The sequence below is a fragment of the Pacificoceanicola niger genome (genome assembly GCF_048553275.1).
GTDB lineage: Bacteria > Pseudomonadota > Alphaproteobacteria > Rhodobacterales > Rhodobacteraceae > Pacificoceanicola.
In genome coordinates this window covers 83,931-102,036 of record NZ_JBLZMW010000013.1, presented here as the reverse complement: position 1 = coordinate 102,036, position 18,106 = coordinate 83,931, and the positions used below count along the sequence as shown (strand labels likewise).

Below are 18,106 nucleotides of genomic sequence, written 5' to 3'. Positions count from 1 at the left end.
GTCCGCCTTATCCACCCGAACACCCAAAAGACTATCCAACTTCCAATCGTAAGGAGAATTCTCATGGAAGGCGATCTCGCACACATCGGCGCAGGCCTGGCAGCAATCGGTTCCGGCGCAGCCGCAATCGGTGTGGGCAACGTGGCAGGCAATTTCCTTGCCGGCGCTCTGCGCAACCCCTCCGCAGCTGCATCGCAGACTGCAACTCTCTTCATCGGCATCGCATTCGCGGAAGCACTGGGCATCTTTGCCTTCCTCGTTTCCCTGCTGCTGATGTTCGCCGTCTAATCCACGGAACACCGATCCTTACGCGCGGGCGGCTGAGGCTCACCTGAGCCGCCCGATGTAACGACAACGTTCCGACGGAGGACGACATGGCGACCGAAACCCACGGAGCAGAGCATGCAGCTCAGGCTGTGAGTGCCTGCGTGGACTCCCATGGCTCCGCCATCGGGATGCCGCAGCTTTGCGGCGAATGGATTCCCAATCAGGTCATCTGGCTGGTTATCACGCTTGTGGTGATCTTCTTTGTTCTCTCGCGCATCGCGCTGCCGAGGATTGCCTCGGTTCTGGCGGAACGTCAGGGAACGATCACCAATGACATCGCTGCCGCCGAACAGTTGAAGCGCAAGGCCGAAGAGGCCGAAGCCGCTTATCAAAAGGCGCTGGCCGATGCCAAGGCCGAGGCACAGGCCATCGCGCAAAAGACCCGCGATGAGATCAAGGGCGAACTTGACGCCGCTCTGGCCAAAGCTGACGAACAGATTGACGCCAAAGCTGCCGAATCTGCGAAAGCCATCGACGAAATCCGCGCATCCGCTGCGGACGCCGTTGAAGAGGTGGCCAGGGATACTGCGGCGGCCATCGTTGCCGCACTCGGTGGCAAGGCGGACGAGGCGGCCATCGCGGCAGCCGTGTCCAACCAGGTAAAGGGATAAGACCGATGCGCAAGCTGATCATTCCCACCGCCCTCGCAGGCACCCTGGCTTCCCCGGCATTGGCCGCATCCGGGCCGTTCTTTTCGCTGGGAAACACAGACTTTGTCGTGCTTCTGGGCTTCCTGCTTTTCCTTGGTGTCCTTGTTTATTTCAAGGTTCCCGGGATGCTGGGCAAGCTTCTCGACAAGCGTGCAGACGACATCAGGAGCGAGCTTGATGAAGCCCGTGCGCTGCGCGAAGAGGCCCAGGCCCTTCTGGCAAGCTACGAGCGCAAGTCGCGTGAAGTGTCCGAGCAGGCAGAGCGCATCATCGCGCATGCCCGTGAAGAAGCACAGATCGCGGCAGAGCAGGCCAAGTCGAACATCGCCGAGTCGATCGAGCGTCGTCTGGCCGGGGCCGAATCTCAGATTGCTTCCGCACAAGCCGGCGCGATCAAGGAAGTGCGCGACCGTGCGGCAACAGTGGCTGTTGCCGCTGCCCGTGACGTCGTGGCGAAACAGATGAGCGCCGCCGAGGCGAACAAGCTGATCGACGATTCGATTGCACAGGTTGGTGCCAAGCTGCACTGACAGATCGTCTGGTCACAGTGATTGAAAAGGCCCGGCGCACAAGCGGCGGGCCTTTTTCGTGGCTCTTGGTTGCGGCAGGTGGGCCACGGTAATTCATGACGTTTAGCACGTTGCTTTTCTTGACGCCGAACACAAGATACTGTTTGAGCGAAGCTCTACACCGGAACATCTGGGGCATCAGAGGGACGCGCCGTGGCACATATCATCGTTGTCGGGAACGAAAAGGGCGGGGCTGGCAAATCTACCGTGTCCATGCATGTGGCCACCGCTCTGGCGCGGCTTGGGTATCGTGTTGGCACGCTGGATCTTGACCTTAGGCAGCGCACCATGGGCCGCTACGTCGAGAACCGGCGCAAACATCTGGCCGATGTCGGAATAGATCTGCCAAGCCCGCATCATGCGGAATTGCCCGAGGTCGATCCCGCCACGCTCGCGCCCGGTGTGAACGCTCACGATCACCGGCTAAGCAAGGCCGTGGCCGATCTCGAACCCAAGTCGGACTTCATCCTGATCGATTGCCCCGGCTCTCACACCCGGCTTAGCCAGGTCGCGCATTCCCTTGCGGATACGCTGATCACGCCGCTGAACGACAGTTTCGTGGACTTCGATCTACTCGCCCGCATCGACAACGACAGCGAAAAGATCCTTGGGCCGTCGGTCTATTCCGAAATGGTCTGGGGAGCGCGGCAGCTGCGCGCTCAAGCAGGTCTCAAGCCCATTGACTGGATCGTCGTGCGCAACCGTCTGGGTGCGCAGCAGATGGTCAACAAGATGAAGATGGAAAAAGCGCTCGCCCGGCTGTCCAAACGCATCGGCTTTCGCGTTGCGCCGGGTTTTTCCGAGCGTGTTGTCTTTCGTGAACTGTTCCCGCGCGGGCTGACCCTGCTCGATCTCAAGGACGTTGGCGTCAAACAGTTGAACATTTCCAACGTCGCGGCGCGCCAGGAATTGCGGGACCTGATCAAGGCGCTGAACCTGCCCGGGGTCGAAGTGCGGTTTTGATCTGCCGGGATTGCGGCGAAAGGTCGGATCGCTGGATCCGACCTTTTTTGTTTGCAGACCTTACCTTCAGGCGGCTGGTATCGGCACAGCCGTGTTGCGGGAAAAGTGCTGGCGGTTCAGCCGCAAGATAATTGCAATGGCGATCATCTGAGAGGCGATGGCCACGGCCGTCAGGATCCAGTAGGCGGTGTCGAACTTTGCAATCACCTCTGCCGCGACGAGCCCCTTGTTGACGAAGAACTGCAGCAGCACGGCGAATGCAACGAACGGACAGACGAGCGCATAGGACCCCGCCGAGGTCTTGGAGCCGATCACGAAATCCTTGAAGTAGCCCTGCGCCCGGAGCACCACGATCCCGAGAGCGAGAAAGGCGATCTGGACTGACAGCATGCGGGCGAGGAAAACCATGGTCTGACCTGCGTTCCCATGAGCCTCGAAGGTGGTGTGCAGACCATGGCTTTGACGCATCATGAGGATCGAAAGCACGGTGACGATCGGGACGATGATCATCAACGTCGGCCCAGCCTCGCGTGCTGTACCGTAGTGCAGCATGGAACTCACGGCGGTTGTGGCGGCGAACAGGGTATAAAGCACCGAAAGGATCGCCAGCAAAGTAGAAAGAATGAGCGAGGCCGCGACGGTCGCGGGATTGGCACTCATTGCCGCCGGGGCGGCGAATCCGACAGCGATCATTGCGATGGCAAGCGCTGGGGTCAGCTGTGCGAAGGAATTGTGCGCGGTCACGTCAAAGATCCCGCCCTTTGACAAGACCCGCCCGAGAAATGCTCCGATCAAACGGAACGCCATCACCGCGATCAGACCAAAGGCACCCAGGGCCGCCGGAAAGAGGAATTCGATCACGGTCCAGAGCCTGGGGACAAAGACAAGCCCGACGATGAACAGCGCATTCACGCTCATTGCAAGGGCCAGCGGCATAGCAAGCAGCGTTGATTCCGCGTTCGACGCGCGCAGCCGGGCATATGCATCGGTACGCTTGAAGGTGCGATAGGCCGAAAGGCTCCACAGCAGCGATTTGATGTTCAGGAAAGTAAAGGCAGCGATGCCCGCCATCGCGATGGCTATGGCGATCTGCATTGGCGTTTCGCCGCTATCCCACGCCGCTGCAATGTCCTCAAAGATCGGGACAGGGCGCCCGGGGTGCGGAACCCAGAACATCAAGAACATGAAAAAGGAGACTGAAATCCCTCCGGCCCCAAGCGAGCCAAGGAAGTAGATCGGCGAAAAGATATCAGCCGGGCGGGTCTGTGTCGCAGCCATCGTGGCCTCCTGACATTATAAATTCAGTAACGTGAATGTATAAAGCATTCAAAAAGAGGAATGTAAAGGGGGAAGATGCGCCGGTGTCGGAAATGCTTGAGTTAACGCTTTGGTAACCACGTGCCCGCCATGGTGCCCTATGCGATACATCTTTCTGACAGTGTTCTTGTTGACGTCCGCCTGTGCGATGGGTGGCCCTGGCTTCCGTGGCGTTGAGGCGATCAAGACCGAATACGGCGGATCAAAATTTACACTCCGCATCCGCGACAACCTTGTCGAAGCGACGCGCACGAACCCCGAAATGTTGCCGCGCTTCGAAACCGTCGCGCGCAAGGCGGGCATAGCTGCGCAGATTCAAACCGGCTGCCGTGCGGCGTGGGTAGAGGGCGATCCGACCATGATGCTGATCGGGCTGTCCTGCAACGGCGAAACCCCCCCGAAAAAACCGAAGCGGAGGCACATGTTGTATTGTGATATTGATGCGCTGCAGGGGCGGGACGGGGTTTACTCCGGCTCGTTGGAATGTGGAAAATTCTGAGCTACCGCAATATGGACGATACGGACCAATATATTGTGGATAAGCGGCGAAAATCCCCGATATAGCTGCTGCGCCCGTTGACTCATGGCTGCTTCGCCCGCCAGACTCGGACTCCTTGGTGGAATCGGGGCGGCATTCATGCGGTTCAATAAACTCAGACTGACTGGCTTCAAAAGCTTCGTCGACCCGACCGATCTTGTCATCGCGGAGGGGTTAACCGGCGTGGTCGGTCCGAATGGGTGCGGAAAATCCAACCTGCTCGAAGCGCTGCGTTGGGTGATGGGCGAGACCCGGGCAAAGGCGATGCGCGGGGGCGGCATGGAAGATGTCATCTTCGCCGGGGCCGCATCGCGCCCCGCCCGCAATTTCGCAGAGGTCTGCCTGACCATCGACAATTCCGATCGCCTTGCTCCGGCCGGATTCAACGACAGCGATCAGCTGGAGATTACTCGCCGCATCACCCGCGATGTCGGAAGTGCCTACAAGGTGAATTCCAAGGATACCCGCGCCCGTGATGTGCAGATGCTCTTTGCCGACGCCTCCACCGGGGCGCATTCGCCGGCGCTGGTGCGGCAGGGGCAGATCAGTGAGCTGATCAATGCCAAGCCCAAGAACCGGCGCAAGGTGCTTGAGGATGCTGCCGGGATCGGCGGTCTCTATCAGCGTCGCCACGAGGCGGAACTGAAACTTAAGAATACCGAGGCCAACCTGCTGCGGGTGGATGACGTCATCGAACAGCTTGCCTCGCAACTGGGCCAACTGGCACGTCAGGCGCGGCAGGCCGCGCGGTATCGCGCGATCGGCGCGGATCTGCGGCAGGCTGAGGGCATGTTGCTATATCGCCGATGGCGCGAGGCGGATGACGCCCGAAAAGGGGCCGAGGAGCTGCTGCAGGCCCGGATCGCTCAGGCCGCGAAAGCTGAGGCGCTGGCGCGGGACGGCGCCACAGCCCGGCAATCGCGCGAAGAGCTCTTGCCGCCCCTGCGCGAGGAAGAGGCGATCGCCGGAGCGGTGTTGCAGCGGCTTCTGGTGCAGCGCGATGCGCTCTCCGATCAGGAGACGCAGGCCCGCGGCCGCATCGAAACCCTGTCTTCCCGAGTGGAGCAGCTGACACGTGACATGGAGCGTGAGGCGGGCCTCAACCGGGACGCTGGCGAAACGATTGAACGGCTTGAATGGGAAGCCCGCGAACTGGCCAAGGCGGCTGACGGCTATGATGACCGGCTTGCCGAGGCGGCCGAGGCGGCACGCGAAGCGGGGACGGTCCTGCAGGAGCGCGAAGCCGACCTGAGCCAGCAGACAGAAGACGTTGCGCGGCTTGCGGCACGGCACCAATCCGCACAGCGCTACCTAGCGGATTGTCGAAAAACGCTGGACCGCACTCAGACCGACGCGCAGCGGGCACATGAGACGGTGGCGCAGGCCAAGGAGACCTTGGAGCGCAGCGCCGCGGCCGCCGATGAGGCGCGCGAGCGTCAGGAATACGCGCATGAGATGTGCGACCGCGCCGAAGCGGTGCTGGCCGACGCCGAAGTCAATCGCGCCGAGACCCAATCGCGGGAGGCCGATGCCCGGGCAGAACGGTCCGAGGCCGAAGGGGAGACCAATGCCTTGCGGGCGGAAGTCACGGCGCTGGCACGGTTGTTGGATCGTGACACGGCAGAAGGCGGGCAGATTCTCGACCGGCTTCAGGTGCAGCAGGGCTTTGAAAAGGCGCTTGGCGCGGCGCTCGCCGATGATCTGCGCGCGCCGGAGGTCGAGGATGATGGCCCGACCGGTTGGGCCGTCCTGCCCGCCTATGACACGGAGCAGCCGTTGCCGCATGGCGTGACGTCGCTCTCTCATCATGTCTCCGTGCCGGATGTACTCAGCCGCCGTATGGGGCAGATCGGCCTTGTCTCCGCAGATGAAGGCAACCGGCTGCAGCCGCTTTTGCGGCCCGGTCAGCGCCTTGTCAGCCTTGAGGGCGATCTTTGGCGCTGGGACGGGTTCCGGGCCTGGGCCGAGGACCAGCCGTCAGCCGCGGCTTTGCGTCTGGAACAGCTGAACCGGCTCGAAGCGCTGAAGCAGGAGATGGCCGAGGCCTCCGCACGGCTGGAAGGCACGCAGGCGGCGCATGAGGCGCTTTCGGCGCGGCTCGCTGAACTGACCCGTGCCGACCGGGAGGCCCGCGACGCCCGGCGCGAAGCGGATCAGGCTTTGACCCAGGCGACCCGTGCCTTCAACCGCGCCGAGGCAGACCGCGATATGGCGGAAAGCAAGCTTGAGAGCGCGAGCCTGTCTGTGCGCCGCTTCGAGGATGAAATGGGCACCGCGCGGTCGCAGCTTCTGGAAGCGGAGCGCGCGGTCGCGGATCTTGATGATCTCGACGAGGCGCGGGCGCAGGTCGAAGACGTCAAGATGACGGTCGAGGCGGCGCGTATGACCATGATGTCCCGCCGCTCCGCCCATGACGAGCTGCGCCGCGAAGGCGAAGCCCGCAAAGGCCGCGCCCAGCAGGTGACAAAGGACCTCTCGGGATGGCGGCACCGTCTGGAAACGGCAGAAAAGCGGGCGGGCGAGCTGGCGGAGCGCAAGGCGCAAACCGAGGATGAACTGGCCGTGGCGATGGATGCGCCTGCGGACTTGGCGCAAAAGCGCGAGGAGCTGTTATACCAGATCGACTCCGCCGAGAGCCGGAAAGCCGAGGCGACCGATGCGTTGAGCGTGGCCGAACACGCCCTGCGCGAGGCGCTTGCCAATGAACGCGAAGCGGAGCGTTTGGCCGGTGAGGCCCGGGAAGCCCGTGCCGCCGCGCAGGCCCGCGCCGAGGCCGCGCAGGAGACGGTCGCCGCGGCGGCCGAGCGGATCTCCGAGGATCAGGAAACCACGCCGCAGCAGCTTCTGGAGCGGCTGGATATGGCGCCGGACTCCATGCCCGGTGCCGATCAACTCGAAGGTGATGTGGCGCGGCTGAAACGGCAGCGTGATGCGCTTGGGGCGGTCAACTTGCGGGCGGAGGAGGACGCCAGAGAGGTTCAGACCGAGCATGACGAGCTGGTCTCTGAGAAAGCGGATCTCGAAGAGGCGATCAAGACTCTGCGCAACGGCATTGCCAGCCTGAACCGCGAAGGGCGCGAGCGCCTGTTGACGGCCTTCGAGCAGGTAAACAGCAACTTCTCGATGCTGTTCACACATCTTTTCGGTGGCGGCGAGGCGAGCCTTGTCATGGTCGAAAGCGACGATCCGCTGGAAGCGGGCCTGGAGATCATGTGCCAGCCACCGGGCAAGAAGCTCTCCGCGCTCTCACTTTTGTCCGGGGGGGAGCAAACCCTGACGGCGCTTGCGCTGATCTTTGCGGTCTTCCTCGCCAATCCGGCGCCGATCTGCGTTTTGGACGAGGTGGATGCACCGTTGGACGATGCCAACGTCACGCGGTTCTGCGATATGCTGGATGAAATGTGCCGCCGGACCGACACGCGGTTCCTGTGCATTACACACCACGCGGTCACCATGGCGCGGATGGACCGATTGTTTGGCGTGACCATGCAGGAGCAAGGCGTGTCGCAGCTTGTTTCTGTTGATCTCAAGGTGGCCGAGAAGCTGGTGGCGTGAGGACGGGCACGGCGCTCGTCGGCGTTTCACGCCAACATCGCCCCGCCCACCGTCCCATTGGTCGCCTTCGGCGGTTCGGCCGCATCGTTGCCAGGGAAATGCTGGAGGTCTGATGAGATTGTTTGCCCTCGTCACGGGTGTCATGGTGGCCTTCGCGGCCAATTCTGTTCTGAACCGCGCGGCGGTTGGGGCCGACTTGATATCGCCAATGGCCTTCGGGGTCATTCGTCTGTGGGCCGGTGCCGCAACGCTCTTGCTGCTGGCGATGGTCCTGCGTGGCAGGCTGCGGTTTGCCGGAGTGGGGCGCGCCTCCGGCGTGATCGGGCTGTTGGCCTATATTTTTGGGTTTTCCTACGCCTACCTGGCCTTGGACTCGGGGCTTGGCGCGCTGATTCTGTTTGGGACCGTGCAGGTCACGATGTTCGTTGGCGCGGTGTTGGGCGGGGATCGCCCGCACGGGGTGCGTTGGATCGGCGCAGCGCTGGCGCTTGCCGGTTTGGCTTGGCTCGTCTCTCCGACGCTCGCCAGCCCGAAGAGCGGTTTCGGCCCGGCGGTTTTCATGGGCGTAGCCGGGATCGGATGGGGGATTTATTCGCTGGCCGGGCGGCAAGCGGAGGACGCACTGATGTCGACGGCTGCGAATTTTGCAATCGCCGCACCGCTTGCGCTCTTGGGCGGCATCAGCACGGTTTCCGAATGGGTGGAGATCTCTGGCGCCGGTCTCCTGCTGGCCGTGATATCCGGGGCGCTGACATCCGGGTTGGGCTATGCCCTGTGGTACGCCGTCCTGCCAAGACTTGAAGCCAGTGTTGCCGCGGTCGCCCAGCTCACTGTTCCGGTGATCGCCATGGCGGGCGGTATGGCCTTTCTCTCCGAGCCATTGACCGGGCGTTTCGTTATCGCAGCGGCGGTGATCCTTGGTGGCGTGGCGCTTTCGGTTCTGGGGCCGCGTTATTTCACCAGGGCTTCGAGCGGATCATAGAGGACCCCTTCCTGCCATGGCAGGGTGCGCAAGCTGTCCGGTTTCAGATGCAGATCGGCGACATCGCTGCGCGAGAACCAACGGCGTTTGTGCACGATTCCTTCGGGGTCGAGCCAATCGTCACGAAGCGTGCCGTCGGTTACAGTACAGCGAAAAAACAGCTCTACCTGATGGAAAGACCCGCCGGGATCGTGGAATTCGTTCACCAGGCAGGGCTGCCCCACGGCGATTCTCAGACCGGTTTCCTCAAAAACCTCCCGTGCGAGATTGTCGGGCAGGCTTGTTCCGCGCTCCACGCCGCCGCCCGGGGCGCACCACAGCATGCTCTCGTTTCCGGGCCAGGCATTGACCAGAAGCAGCTGGCCCTGATGCAGGATGACGGCGCGCGTGGCGAGGCGGGGGCAGGGCATGGCGGCTTCCTTTCCCCTCTTTCTTAGGACGCGGTCCCGGGCTATGCCAGCGCCATGCGTATCCTGACCTTTATCTTGTTTCTGTTTGCCGCGCCGATGGCGCGGGCGTCCGATTGTGTGGTTCTGCTGCATGGTCTGGCGCGGAGTGAGTATTCGCTGCTGCTGATGGAGACGGTTCTGGAGGCGCGGGGCTTCCATACGGTGTTGCCGGGGTATCCTTCAACCGAAGAGCGGGTGCAGCGATTGGCGGATGTGACCCTTCCCGAAGCGGTGTCAGCCTGCGGCGACAGAACCGTGCATTTCGTCACGCATTCCATGGGCGGGATCCTGCTGCGCTTCTGGCTGAGGGATCATCGGCCGACGCGCCTTGGCCGGGTGGTCATGCTTGCGCCGCCCAATCAGGGCAGCGAGCTGGTCGACGAGCTTGGTGGACTGGAGTTGTTTCGCTGGGTCAATGGACCTGCGGGGTTGCAGCTTGGCACCGGGCCGGAGGACCTGCCCAAATTGCTGCCGCCGGTCGACTTCGAACTGGGGGTGATCGCGGGGAGCCAATCGCTCAATCCGGTGTTTTCCGCACTGATTCCGGGGCTGGACGATGGCAAGGTTTCGGTTGAATCGACCAAGGTTGAAGGGATGCACTGGCACATCACGCTGCCGGTGACCCACACCTACATGATGCAGGCGCCTGCGGTGATGGCGCAGGTGGCGCTGTTCCTGGAAGAGGGGCGGTTCGAGCCGGGGTTGGACTGGACCGACCTGCTGGATGCGGAGCAGCTTGGATGTCTGATCGGAGAGTGCGATGGCGATTGAATGCTGCCTTACCGGCGCGCGGGTGCTGCGTCCGGATGGCTTTGACGACGGACCGCTGAGTCTTGGTGGCGGGCGGATATGCGAGCACGGTGGGCGGGTCGTTGACCTCTCCGGGTTTGATGTTCTGCCGGGTATCGTGGACGCGCACGGGGATGGTTTTGAACGGCACATGGCGCCGCGCCGGGGCGCTCTGCGCGAGCGCGATGCGGGGATGTTGGCGGTCGCGGCAGAACTGGCGGCCTGCGGGATCACCACGGGTGTGCTGGCACAATTCTGGAGTTGGGAAGGCGGCCTGCGCGGACCGGAGTTCGCCGAGGAAGTCTTTGAAAGCGTTGCCTTTGTTGCGCCGACGGTTCCGGTGGATTTGCAGCTGCAACTTCGGCTTGAAACGCATTACCTCGAAAGTCACGCGCGGGCGGAAGTCGCGATAAACCGCTTTGGCATTGGCTATGTCGTGTTCAACGATCACCTGCCCCATGACAGGCTTCGCGAGGGCCGCAAACCGCCGCGTCTGACCGGTCAGGCCTTGAAATCGGGGCGCAATCCTGATGCGCATTTTCAGCTGCTGCTGGACTTGCACGCGGCCGGCGATGGTGTTCCGGCAGCGATGGATGCGCTCTGTGAGCGGTTGGCGGCGCAGGGCGTGTTGATGGGCAGTCATGATGATCATACCGCGGCCGATCGTGCGGATTGGCGGCGACGCGGCGTGCGGATTGCAGAGTTCCCCGAGACCATGGAAGCGGCGCAGGCGGCGCGGGATGCGGGCGAGGCGGTAATCCTCGGCGCGCCGAATGTGGTGCGCGGCGCGAGCCACAAAGGCAACGCCTCGGGTCAGGATCTGATCGCGGCCGGACTGTGCGATGCCTTGGCGTCTGATTATCACTACCCGTCGCCGGCGCGGGCGGCATGGCGCTGTGTCGAGCTGGGTTTGCTTGATGAAACAGAGGCTTGGGCGCTCGTCTCTTCCGGTCCTGCGCGGCTGCTCGGGCTTGAGGATCGCGGCACGCTTGCGGTTGGCAAGCGCGCGGATCTGGTGATCGTGGAGCGAGGCAGTCGCCGGATCGCGGCGACTATCGCCGGCGGTCAGGTTGCCTATATGAGCGGGGCGGTAGCGGACCGGTTCATCCGTTGACCGCCGGTCCGGCGGGGTGCCAGGTTTGTTTGCCGCAAAGCCGGATCAGGGTTTGACGATCCGGTTGACGTGTCCCATTTTACGGCCCGGCTTGGTCTCTGCCTTGCCATAGAGGTGCAGGGCGCAACTTCCGTCGCGCGCCAGTTCAGGCACGCGGTCCATGTCGGCGCCGATCAGGTTTTCCATCACCACATCGCTGTGCCGGGCGCCATCGCCAAGCGGCCAGCCCGCAATGGCGCGGATGTGCTGCTCGAATTGACAGATGGCGCAGCCGTTCTGTGTCCAATGGCCGGAGTTGTGCACGCGCGGGGCGATTTCGTTGACGATAAGCTGCCCCGGCGTCACGAAAAGCTCGACACCCATCACGCCGACATAATCCAGCGCATTGAGGATGCGGCCGGCCAGCAGCACCGCATCGGTTTGCAGGCGTGCAGGCAGCTTGGCGGGGACGGTGGTGGTGCTGAGGATGCCGTCCTTGTGTACATTCTCGCCGGGATCGTAGGCCGAAACCTGGCCGTCCTGGCTGCGCGCGGCAATGACGGACACCTCCAGAGAGAAATCGACAAACCCTTCGAGGATCGACGGCGCGCCGTTCATGTCGTTCAGCGCCTGATCCGCGTCTTCGGGGGATTTGATGCGTGCCTGGCCCTTGCCGTCATAGCCGAAGCGACGGGTTTTCAGGATCGACGGTGTGCCAATATTTTCAATGGCTTGGGCGAGAGACGCCCCGTCGGTGACATCCGCGAAAGGCGCCGTGGCAAGGCCCAGATCAGTCAGGAAAGTCTTTTCGGTCAGGCGATCCTGACTGATGCGCAGAGCTTCGCGATTGGGATGGATCGGGCGGATCGCCTCCAGAATGTCGAGCGCGGAGGTGGGGATGTTTTCAAACTCATAGGTGATGACGTCCACGGCCCCGGCAAAGGCCTTGAGCGCGGCCTCGTCCTCATATGAGGCCGTCGTCACGGCATGGGCGACGTCGCCTGCGGGCGGGTTTGCGCTTGGCTCGAAGATGTGCGTCCTGAAGCCGAGGCGGCTTGCCGCGACACTGAGCATGCGGCCAAGCTGACCGCCGCCGAGGATTCCGATGGTCGATCCGGTGGGAAGGGGCGTGGTCATGGCGTGTCCTCAGGCAGGATTCGGTACGATTTGGGGCCTGTTTGGTACAAAATACCCTCGCGTCTCAAGCTGCAATTCGTGCCCGAATCAGCAGTTGAGTACAAAATTGCGCCAGTTTGGTACAAAAGGCAGGACGGCTTGCTCAGGGCGCGTCACGATCGGGCTCATCGGCGATGGAGGCGGACAGATCGCTGCGCCATTGGTCCAGCCGTTCGGCCAGCGCCGGGTCTTGCAAGGCAAGGATGCCCGCTGCCATCAGCCCACCGTTCTTTGCGCCCGCCGCGCCGATGGCCATGGTCGCAACCGGAAAGCCGCGCGGCATCTGCAGGATCGAATAGAGGCTGTCGACGCCCGAAAGCGCGCGCGTCTGGACCGGGATGCCGATCACCGGAACGCGGGTCTTCGACGCCATCATGCCCGGCAGGTGCGCCGCACCGCCAGCGCCGGCGATGATCACCTGAAGGCCGCGCTCGACGGCGGTCTTGCCATAGGTCCAGAGCCGATCAGGGGTGCGGTGCGCCGAGACGATCTTGGTCTCATAGGGCACGCCAAGCTCGTCCAGAACGTCCGCCGCCTCCTTCATGGTTGGCCAGTCCGACTGGCTGCCCATGATGATTCCGACCTTGATCTCTGCCATTTACGCCTCCAGCAATGAGAAGCGCGGACTATACCGGGGCCGTGGCGTGTGACAAGCGTGGGCTAAGGGATGAAACAGGCAGTGCAGCAGTTTTGCATGGGTTTGGTGTTGGCCTTGCTGGGCGGCGGCGCCATGGCCGATATTTGTGACGGGTCCGAGCCGCCGGTCTATCCTCTGGAAGAACTCCTGTTTGGCGACGGTCTGGAGATGAGCTATGCGCTTTTCCCCTTCGATCCGTCTCAGCCGCTTCCCGTGTTCAACGAGCAGGTATGGGACACAACGACAAGGATCAGGCAGCCGCTTCGTGACGTCCTGCTGTTGACCGTCGCTGATGCGACGATGGTTGGGGGCATGCCGCTGGACCGACTTGTCACGATCTGGCCGGAGCCTATGTGGCAGGCGGTCATGGAGGCCCTGGAGCGGCACGGTTTGTCGGAACAGAAGGCGGCTTTGGCGGAGATCCCGGAAATCCTGGAATTTTGGGAGGAGGGGCCCGAGGCGCGGACGGGCCGATTGATCGCGCTCTGGTCCGTCGACGGGCCGGAGCGTCGGCGTATCGAGGCTGCGCTGTCTCAGGCGATGGAGCGGTTTGTTACAGCAGAGCCGACCGTCCGCACCCATCTGGTCAATTTCATCGAGTCCGACCCGTCGCTTGCGGAAAGATATGCGGCGCGCCGGATGTCCATAACGGATGAGGAAAAGTTGCGTTGGCTAGAGCAGGAGTTGATGACCTGTTTCGACGGCCACCCTTGGACCGAGGGCGCGCCGTTGCCGTTCGGCGCTCTTGATAAGACGAGGCGCGATGTTCTGACGCTTGCCATGCTGCGCACCTATCTTGCCCAGGACATGCTGCATTTTCTGTACCGACCTGAGGACCCCGTGTTTGCAACGGTCCTGCCCATGGCTGCGGAAGCGATGGATCGCTCGGGACTGGCGCAGGATGCCGATGTTCTGGCGCGAGCCTTGTCCGCAGAAAATCGGGAGGCGGGACTCGACCTTCTGCGCGGCTTGAATGCAGGGCGCATCCAGGGTGGTCTGATCGAGATAGCCAAGGACGCGAACCTCTGGCCGCAATAGTCCTCAGGCGATGATGTCGGGCAACAGCCGGTCTTCGATCAGGGCGATCTTGTCCTTGAGGTGCAGCTTTTTCTTTTTCAGCCGCTGCAGCGTGATCTGATCGGCGGTGCCGGTTGCCTGAAGCGCACGAATGGCTTCATCGAGATCGCGGTGCTCGCGCTTGAACACTTCAAGCTCGACGCGGAGCACATCGTCCGTCTTCATCGAGATATCGGAAGGCGCGTTCATGGGGAATCCCGGTTCTGTGTCGACAGGGGTGTAACATACCGGTTCTTTACGAATCCGCAAAGCCCTTGCGTTACGCCTGCTGCCTACCCATATTTTGATCACGAGGGTCGCCGTAACGGGGCCCCTGTGTATGACGGTCGCTTGAACAGAGGACGTGTCGATGACCAAAATGACGTTGGGGTCCTACCCGCATATGCTCGGCTTTGAGCAATTGGAGCGCCTGCTGGAACGCACGGCCAAGAGCTCCGAGGGCTATCCCCCTTTTAACATTGAACAAACCGCCGAGGCGTCTTATCGCATCACGCTTGCCGTTGCGGGCTTTGCCGAGGGGGACTTGTCGATCACCGTCGAGGACCGCCAGTTGGTGATCCGGGGTCGGCAACGCGACGATGGCTCCGAGCGCATCTTTCTTCATCGTGGAATCGCAGCCCGGCAATTTCAGCGCAGCTTTGTGCTCGCCGATGGGGTCGAGGTGGGCGAGGCCGTGATGGAAAACGGATTGCTGCACGTGGATCTGACCATTCAACGCCCCGAGACCGTGGTTCAGACGATTCAGATCAGGAAGGGATAAACCTATGTATACCAAGCATGAATTGACACAGTTCGCCGATGATCGGATCGTTTATGTGCGCCCTGTGAAGATCAATGAACTTCCCAAGGAAGTGCAAACGGAGATGGCCGGGCTGGAGGAAATCTATGCCGTGCACAACGCGGATGGCGAGCGGCTTGCGCTTGTGAAGGATCGGGCGATGGCCTTCATCCTTGCCCGACAGAATGATTTCGCGCCGGTGACGGTGCACTGATTGCCGGTCGGTCGAATGACTGCAGCAACAAGGAAAAGCCCGCGATGCAATCGCGGGCTTTTTTATTGAAGGCTGTCGGCGGACGCCCCTTTGACGGAGGCGCCGACCGGCTGTCGTGCCGGCGTCAGACCACGGTTGTGGTGACGGAGATGTTGCCGTTTGTGGCATGGCTGTAGGGGCAGATTTCGTGCCCGGCGTCGGCGGTCTTCTGCGCCTCGGCGGTGTCCACACCGGGGAAATGCACCTCCAGCTCCACGGTCAGGCCAAAGCCCTTGTCGCTGCGCGGGCCAATGCCGACGGTTGCTTTGACGGTGGCGTCATCGGGCACCTTGGCCAGGCTATCGTCCTGAGTCGTCGCAAATTTCATCGCGCCGAGATAGCAGGCGGCATAGCCCGAGGCGAAAAGCTGTTCGGGGTTGTGGCCGGTGCCGGAGCCACCCATCGCCTTGGGCGGGGTCAAGGCGAGGTCGATCGCACCATCTTCGGTTTTCACGTGGCCTTCGCGGCCCCCCGTGGCGGTGGCGGCAATGGTGTATTTGACGTCGATACTCATGTGCGTCTCCTTTCGTGTTCGCTTGATAGGCAGGTAAGGCTGCGCGGGGCCGGTTCAACAGCGCTGCGGTTAACTTTTGCGTGGCGGCGCCGATGCGAGCGGGGTGCAAAGCCGGAATCGCTGTCGGCGGCGGCGATCTGCGCGCGGATGCCGGTCCGGACCGTTGTTTTCAGCGCGCACCGTGGCGCGCCACGATGCAACGCAAAAAGCCCCGCCGGGTGGCGGGGCTTTCCTGTGTCCTGGGAGGGCGCTTACTGCCCGGCGATGAGGCCGAGGCTTTCCAGCTTCAGGATCACCTGATGGGCGCAGTTGTCCACGTCCACATTCTCGGTCTCGACGCGCAGTTCCGGGTTGGCCGGCACATCGTAGGGGTCGGAAATGCCGGTGAATTCCTTGATCTTGCCTTCGCGGGCGAGCTTGTAGAGGCCTTTGCGGTCCCGGCGTTCGCACTCTTCGATCGTGGTGGCGACGTGCACTTCGATGAAGGCGCCGAACTGCTCGATATCCTCACGCACGGCACGGCGGGTGGCGGCATAGGGCGCGATGGGCGCACAGATGGCGATGCCGCCGTTCTTGGTGATTTCCGACGCGACATAGCCGATCCGGCGGATGTTGAGATCGCGGTGCTCCTTGGAGAAGCCCAGCTCGGAGCTGAGGTTCTTGCGCACGATATCGCCATCGAGCAGCGTCACCGGGCGTCCGCCCATCTCCATCAGCTTGACCATGAGCGCGTTGGCGATGGTCGATTTGCCGGAGCCGGAGAAACCGGTGAAGAAGACGGTGAAGCCCTGGTTCGAGCGCGGCGGCTTGGTGCGGCGCAGTTCCTTGACCACCTCGGGGAAGGAGAACCACTCGGGAATTTCCAGACCTTCGGACAGACGGCGGCGCAGTTCGGTGCCGGAGATGTTGAGGATGGTGATGTCGTCCTTGTCCTCGATCTCGTCGATGGCCTCGTACTGGGCGCGTTCCTGAACCCAGACCATGTGCTTGAAGTCGACCATTTCGCAGCCGATTTCGGACTGGTACTGGCGGAACAGGTCCTGTGCGTCATAGGGGCCGTAGAAGTCTTCACCGGCGGAATTCTTGCCGGGGCCGGCGTGGTCGCGGCCAACGATGAAGTGGGTGCAGCCGTGGTTGGCGCGGATCAGACCGTGCCAGACGGCTTCGCGCGGGCCCGCCATACGCATGGCGAGGTTGAGCAGCGACATGGTGGTGGTCGACTGCGGGTATTTGTCGAGGACCGCCTCGTAGCAGCGCACGCGGGTGAAGTGATCCACGTCGCCCGGCTTGGTCATGCCGACGACCGGGTGGATCAGCAGGTTGGCCTGCGCTTCCTTGGCGGCGCGGAAGGTCAGTTCCTGGTGCGCGCGGTGCAGCGGGTTGCGGGTCTGGAAGGCCACAACCTTGCGCCAGCCAAGCTTGCGAAAGTAGGCGCGCAGCTCGTTCGGGGTGTCGCGGCGGGCGCGGAAGTCATAGTGCACCGGCTGCTGGATGCCGGTGACCGGGCCGCCGAGGTAGATCTTGCCCGCGTGGTTGTGCAGGTAGTTGACCGCCGGATGCGCGAGGTCGTCGGCACCAAAGACCTTCTCGGCCTCATGCGCCTTGTTTGGCTCCCATTTGTCGGTGACGGTCATGGTGCCGAGGATCACGCCCTCCTGATCGCGCAGGGCGATGTCCTGGCCGAGTTCGATGGTGTCGGCGAATTTTTCGGACACATCGAGAGTGATCGGCATCGGCCAGAGCGTGCCATCGGCAAGCCGCATGGTGTCGACGACAGAGTTATAATCCTCTTCGGACAGGAAGCCCTTGAGCGGGTTGAAACCGCCGTTCATCAGCAGCTCGAGATCGCAGATCTGGCGCGGGGTCAGGTCATGCGAGGTCAGCTCACCGGCTTCGACTTTGAGTTTCTGGGCCGAGTCGTACGAGACGTACAGCTCCGGGATCGGGGCGAGGTTGTTCTGCATCAGGCTGCTCCTGTATTTCAGAGGTGTCAGATCGCTTACCGAGCCTGTCAGTTCGGTATAAAGCGCGGTGTATTCGGTGAATTTCCGGGCGAGAAAGGCGTCGATCAGGCGGTCTTTCTCGGCTTTCCCCGCAGGGGTCAGCACATAGGTGAACCGTTGTCTGCGATCCCGGGCGCTGGTGCGTTCCGTGATGGTAACAAGACCGGCCGCGGCGGCTGCCCGCAATTGCGTGTTGAGCTTTCCAAGCGAGACTTTCAGGGCCTCGGCGATGGTACGCTGGCTGGCTTCCGGCGCGCGGTCGAGTTGACGCAGCAGCAAAAACAGCTGGTCTTCGTCCGGGAGCGTGGGTTTGGCCGTATGCGCATTCATGGTCGGGCGACTCAAAGTGTGTTCAATGTTGAACACATGTCACTCTTTGCCCCGGTGGGAAACCCCGGAAATGGCCGTTTGGCGGTCTTTCGCCGAAACCCTGCGT

General features: G+C 62.4%; 19 protein-coding genes. 12 read left to right on the top strand and 7 right to left on the bottom strand.

What is annotated here, in order from left to right; all coding sequences use genetic code 11:
- Nucleotides 1-63 precede the first annotated feature (63 nt).
- From ACN2XU_RS16340 to ACN2XU_RS16325, 4 genes are all read left to right on the top strand, one after another.
- Nucleotides 64-288, top strand: coding sequence for a F0F1 ATP synthase subunit C (locus tag ACN2XU_RS16340; protein ID WP_005981269.1), 225 nt, complete (start codon nt 64-66; stop codon nt 286-288).
- An 86-nt stretch (nt 289-374) separates the two neighbouring features.
- On the top strand, nt 375-938 hold the full coding sequence (locus tag ACN2XU_RS16335) for a F0F1 ATP synthase subunit B' (protein WP_419411521.1): 564 nt from the start codon (nt 375-377) through the stop codon (nt 936-938).
- A gap of 5 nt (nt 939-943) precedes the next feature.
- Nucleotides 944-1,507, top strand: coding sequence for a F0F1 ATP synthase subunit B (locus ACN2XU_RS16330; RefSeq protein WP_419411520.1), 564 nt, complete (start codon nt 944-946; stop codon nt 1,505-1,507).
- Nucleotides 1,508-1,699: 192 nt separating this feature from the next.
- The gene (locus ACN2XU_RS16325) at nt 1,700-2,509 is read left to right on the top strand and encodes a division plane positioning ATPase MipZ (RefSeq protein ID WP_419411519.1); all 810 of its coding nucleotides are present in this window, start codon (nt 1,700-1,702) and stop codon (nt 2,507-2,509) included.
- Nucleotides 2,510-2,575: 66 nt separating this feature from the next.
- On the opposite strand, the gene ACN2XU_RS16320 is transcribed toward ACN2XU_RS16325, so the two are convergent.
- On the bottom strand, nt 2,576-3,787 hold the full coding sequence (locus tag ACN2XU_RS16320; protein ID WP_419411518.1) for a TsoY family (seleno)protein: 1,212 nt from the start codon (nt 3,785-3,787) through the stop codon (nt 2,576-2,578).
- 139 nt (nt 3,788-3,926) lie between these two features.
- On the opposite strand from ACN2XU_RS16320, the gene ACN2XU_RS16315 reads away from it, so the two are divergent.
- From ACN2XU_RS16315 to ACN2XU_RS16305, 3 genes are all read left to right on the top strand, one after another.
- Nucleotides 3,927-4,325 carry a hypothetical protein gene (locus ACN2XU_RS16315; RefSeq protein WP_419411517.1) on the top strand — a complete coding sequence of 133 codons (399 nt, stop codon included), beginning with the start codon at nt 3,927-3,929 and terminating at the stop codon, nt 4,323-4,325.
- A 138-nt stretch (nt 4,326-4,463) separates the two neighbouring features.
- A complete protein-coding gene (smc, locus tag ACN2XU_RS16310; protein WP_419411516.1) occupies nt 4,464-7,919 on the top strand; it encodes a chromosome segregation protein SMC in 3,456 nt (1,151 codons plus the stop codon).
- A 112-nt stretch (nt 7,920-8,031) separates the two neighbouring features.
- Entirely contained in the window at nt 8,032-8,901 is an 870-nt protein-coding gene (locus ACN2XU_RS16305; RefSeq protein WP_419411515.1) for a DMT family transporter, read from the top strand.
- On the opposite strand, the gene ACN2XU_RS16300 is transcribed toward ACN2XU_RS16305, so the two are convergent.
- Nucleotides 8,871-9,311 (bottom strand): NUDIX domain-containing protein, encoded by a 441-nt coding sequence (locus tag ACN2XU_RS16300; protein WP_419411514.1) that lies wholly within the window; start codon nt 9,309-9,311, stop codon nt 8,871-8,873. The genes ACN2XU_RS16305 and ACN2XU_RS16300 overlap by 31 nt on opposite strands.
- Before the next feature lie 54 nt (nt 9,312-9,365).
- On the opposite strand from ACN2XU_RS16300, the gene ACN2XU_RS16295 reads away from it, so the two are divergent.
- Together ACN2XU_RS16295 and ACN2XU_RS16290 are read left to right on the top strand one after the other, a co-directional pair.
- A complete protein-coding gene (locus ACN2XU_RS16295; RefSeq protein ID WP_419411513.1) occupies nt 9,366-10,121 on the top strand; it encodes an esterase/lipase family protein in 756 nt (251 codons plus the stop codon).
- Nucleotides 10,111-11,253, top strand: coding sequence for an alpha-D-ribose 1-methylphosphonate 5-triphosphate diphosphatase (locus tag ACN2XU_RS16290; RefSeq protein WP_419411512.1), 1,143 nt, complete (start codon nt 10,111-10,113; stop codon nt 11,251-11,253). Before ACN2XU_RS16295 ends, ACN2XU_RS16290 begins: the two co-directional genes overlap by 11 nt.
- A 45-nt stretch (nt 11,254-11,298) precedes the next feature.
- Here the strand turns inward: ACN2XU_RS16290 and ACN2XU_RS16285 are convergent, their stop codons facing one another.
- On the bottom strand, nt 11,299-12,369 hold the full coding sequence (locus ACN2XU_RS16285) for a 5-(carboxyamino)imidazole ribonucleotide synthase (protein ID WP_419411511.1): 1,071 nt from the start codon (nt 12,367-12,369) through the stop codon (nt 11,299-11,301).
- Nucleotides 12,370-12,511: 142 nt separating this feature from the next.
- Nucleotides 12,512-13,006, bottom strand: a complete 495-nt coding sequence (gene purE / locus ACN2XU_RS16280; RefSeq protein WP_419411510.1) for a 5-(carboxyamino)imidazole ribonucleotide mutase — start codon at nt 13,004-13,006, stop codon at nt 12,512-12,514.
- A 96-nt stretch (nt 13,007-13,102) separates the two neighbouring features.
- On the opposite strand from purE, the gene ACN2XU_RS16275 reads away from it, so the two are divergent.
- Nucleotides 13,103-14,083, top strand: a complete 981-nt coding sequence (locus tag ACN2XU_RS16275; RefSeq protein ID WP_419411509.1) for a hypothetical protein — start codon at nt 13,103-13,105, stop codon at nt 14,081-14,083.
- A gap of 3 nt (nt 14,084-14,086) precedes the next feature.
- Here the strand turns inward: ACN2XU_RS16275 and ACN2XU_RS16270 are convergent, their stop codons facing one another.
- Nucleotides 14,087-14,311, bottom strand: a complete 225-nt coding sequence (locus tag ACN2XU_RS16270) for a YdcH family protein (RefSeq protein WP_419411508.1) — start codon at nt 14,309-14,311, stop codon at nt 14,087-14,089.
- A gap of 160 nt (nt 14,312-14,471) precedes the next feature.
- Here ACN2XU_RS16270 and ACN2XU_RS16265 point away from each other — a divergent pair, with 160 nt between their 5' ends.
- Complete coding sequence (locus ACN2XU_RS16265) at nt 14,472-14,882, top strand: Hsp20 family protein (protein ID WP_419411507.1); 411 nt, start codon at nt 14,472-14,474, stop codon at nt 14,880-14,882.
- 4 nt (nt 14,883-14,886) lie between these two features.
- Nucleotides 14,887-15,114: a DUF1150 family protein gene (locus ACN2XU_RS16260; protein WP_419411506.1), complete on the top strand. Its 228-nt coding sequence runs from the start codon at nt 14,887-14,889 to the stop codon at nt 15,112-15,114.
- Between the two features lie 124 nt (nt 15,115-15,238).
- Here the strand turns inward: ACN2XU_RS16260 and ACN2XU_RS16255 are convergent, their stop codons facing one another.
- Together ACN2XU_RS16255 and ACN2XU_RS16250 are read right to left on the bottom strand one after the other, a co-directional pair.
- The gene (locus tag ACN2XU_RS16255; RefSeq protein ID WP_419411505.1) at nt 15,239-15,667 is read right to left on the bottom strand and encodes an organic hydroperoxide resistance protein; all 429 of its coding nucleotides are present in this window, start codon (nt 15,665-15,667) and stop codon (nt 15,239-15,241) included.
- 251 nt (nt 15,668-15,918) lie between these two features.
- A complete protein-coding gene (locus ACN2XU_RS16250; protein WP_419411572.1) occupies nt 15,919-18,000 on the bottom strand; it encodes a bifunctional sulfate adenylyltransferase/adenylylsulfate kinase in 2,082 nt (693 codons plus the stop codon).
- Between the last annotated feature and the right edge of the window lie 106 nt (nt 18,001-18,106).

Bases quoted from the DNA above. Each gene is read 5' to 3' on its own strand.
- ACN2XU_RS16305 (WP_419411515.1), top strand. From the start codon at position 8,032: ATGAGATTGTTTGCCCTCGTCACGGGTGTCATGGTGGCCTTCGCGGCC.
- ACN2XU_RS16260 (WP_419411506.1), top strand. From the start codon at position 14,887: ATGTATACCAAGCATGAATTGACACAGTTCGCCGATGATCGGATCGTT.
- ACN2XU_RS16290 (WP_419411512.1), top strand. From the start codon at position 10,111: ATGGCGATTGAATGCTGCCTTACCGGCGCGCGGGTGCTGCGTCCGGAT.
- ACN2XU_RS16270 (WP_419411508.1), bottom strand. From the start codon at position 14,311: ATGAACGCGCCTTCCGATATCTCGATGAAGACGGACGATGTGCTCCGC.
- ACN2XU_RS16285 (WP_419411511.1), bottom strand. From the start codon at position 12,369: ATGACCACGCCCCTTCCCACCGGATCGACCATCGGAATCCTCGGCGGC.
- ACN2XU_RS16265 (WP_419411507.1), top strand. From the start codon at position 14,472: ATGACCAAAATGACGTTGGGGTCCTACCCGCATATGCTCGGCTTTGAG.
- ACN2XU_RS16255 (WP_419411505.1), bottom strand. From the start codon at position 15,667: ATGAGTATCGACGTCAAATACACCATTGCCGCCACCGCCACGGGGGGC.
- ACN2XU_RS16330 (WP_419411520.1), top strand. From the start codon at position 944: ATGCGCAAGCTGATCATTCCCACCGCCCTCGCAGGCACCCTGGCTTCC.
- ACN2XU_RS16340 (WP_005981269.1), top strand. From the start codon at position 64: ATGGAAGGCGATCTCGCACACATCGGCGCAGGCCTGGCAGCAATCGGT.
- purE (WP_419411510.1), bottom strand. From the start codon at position 13,006: ATGGCAGAGATCAAGGTCGGAATCATCATGGGCAGCCAGTCGGACTGG.
- smc (WP_419411516.1), top strand. From the start codon at position 4,464: ATGCGGTTCAATAAACTCAGACTGACTGGCTTCAAAAGCTTCGTCGAC.
- ACN2XU_RS16300 (WP_419411514.1), bottom strand. From the start codon at position 9,311: ATGCCCTGCCCCCGCCTCGCCACGCGCGCCGTCATCCTGCATCAGGGC.
- ACN2XU_RS16295 (WP_419411513.1), top strand. From the start codon at position 9,366: ATGCGTATCCTGACCTTTATCTTGTTTCTGTTTGCCGCGCCGATGGCG.
- ACN2XU_RS16250 (WP_419411572.1), bottom strand. From the start codon at position 18,000: ATGAATGCGCATACGGCCAAACCCACGCTCCCGGACGAAGACCAGCTG.
- ACN2XU_RS16275 (WP_419411509.1), top strand. From the start codon at position 13,103: ATGGGTTTGGTGTTGGCCTTGCTGGGCGGCGGCGCCATGGCCGATATT.
- ACN2XU_RS16315 (WP_419411517.1), top strand. From the start codon at position 3,927: ATGCGATACATCTTTCTGACAGTGTTCTTGTTGACGTCCGCCTGTGCG.
- ACN2XU_RS16320 (WP_419411518.1), bottom strand. From the start codon at position 3,787: ATGGCTGCGACACAGACCCGCCCGGCTGATATCTTTTCGCCGATCTAC.
- ACN2XU_RS16335 (WP_419411521.1), top strand. From the start codon at position 375: ATGGCGACCGAAACCCACGGAGCAGAGCATGCAGCTCAGGCTGTGAGT.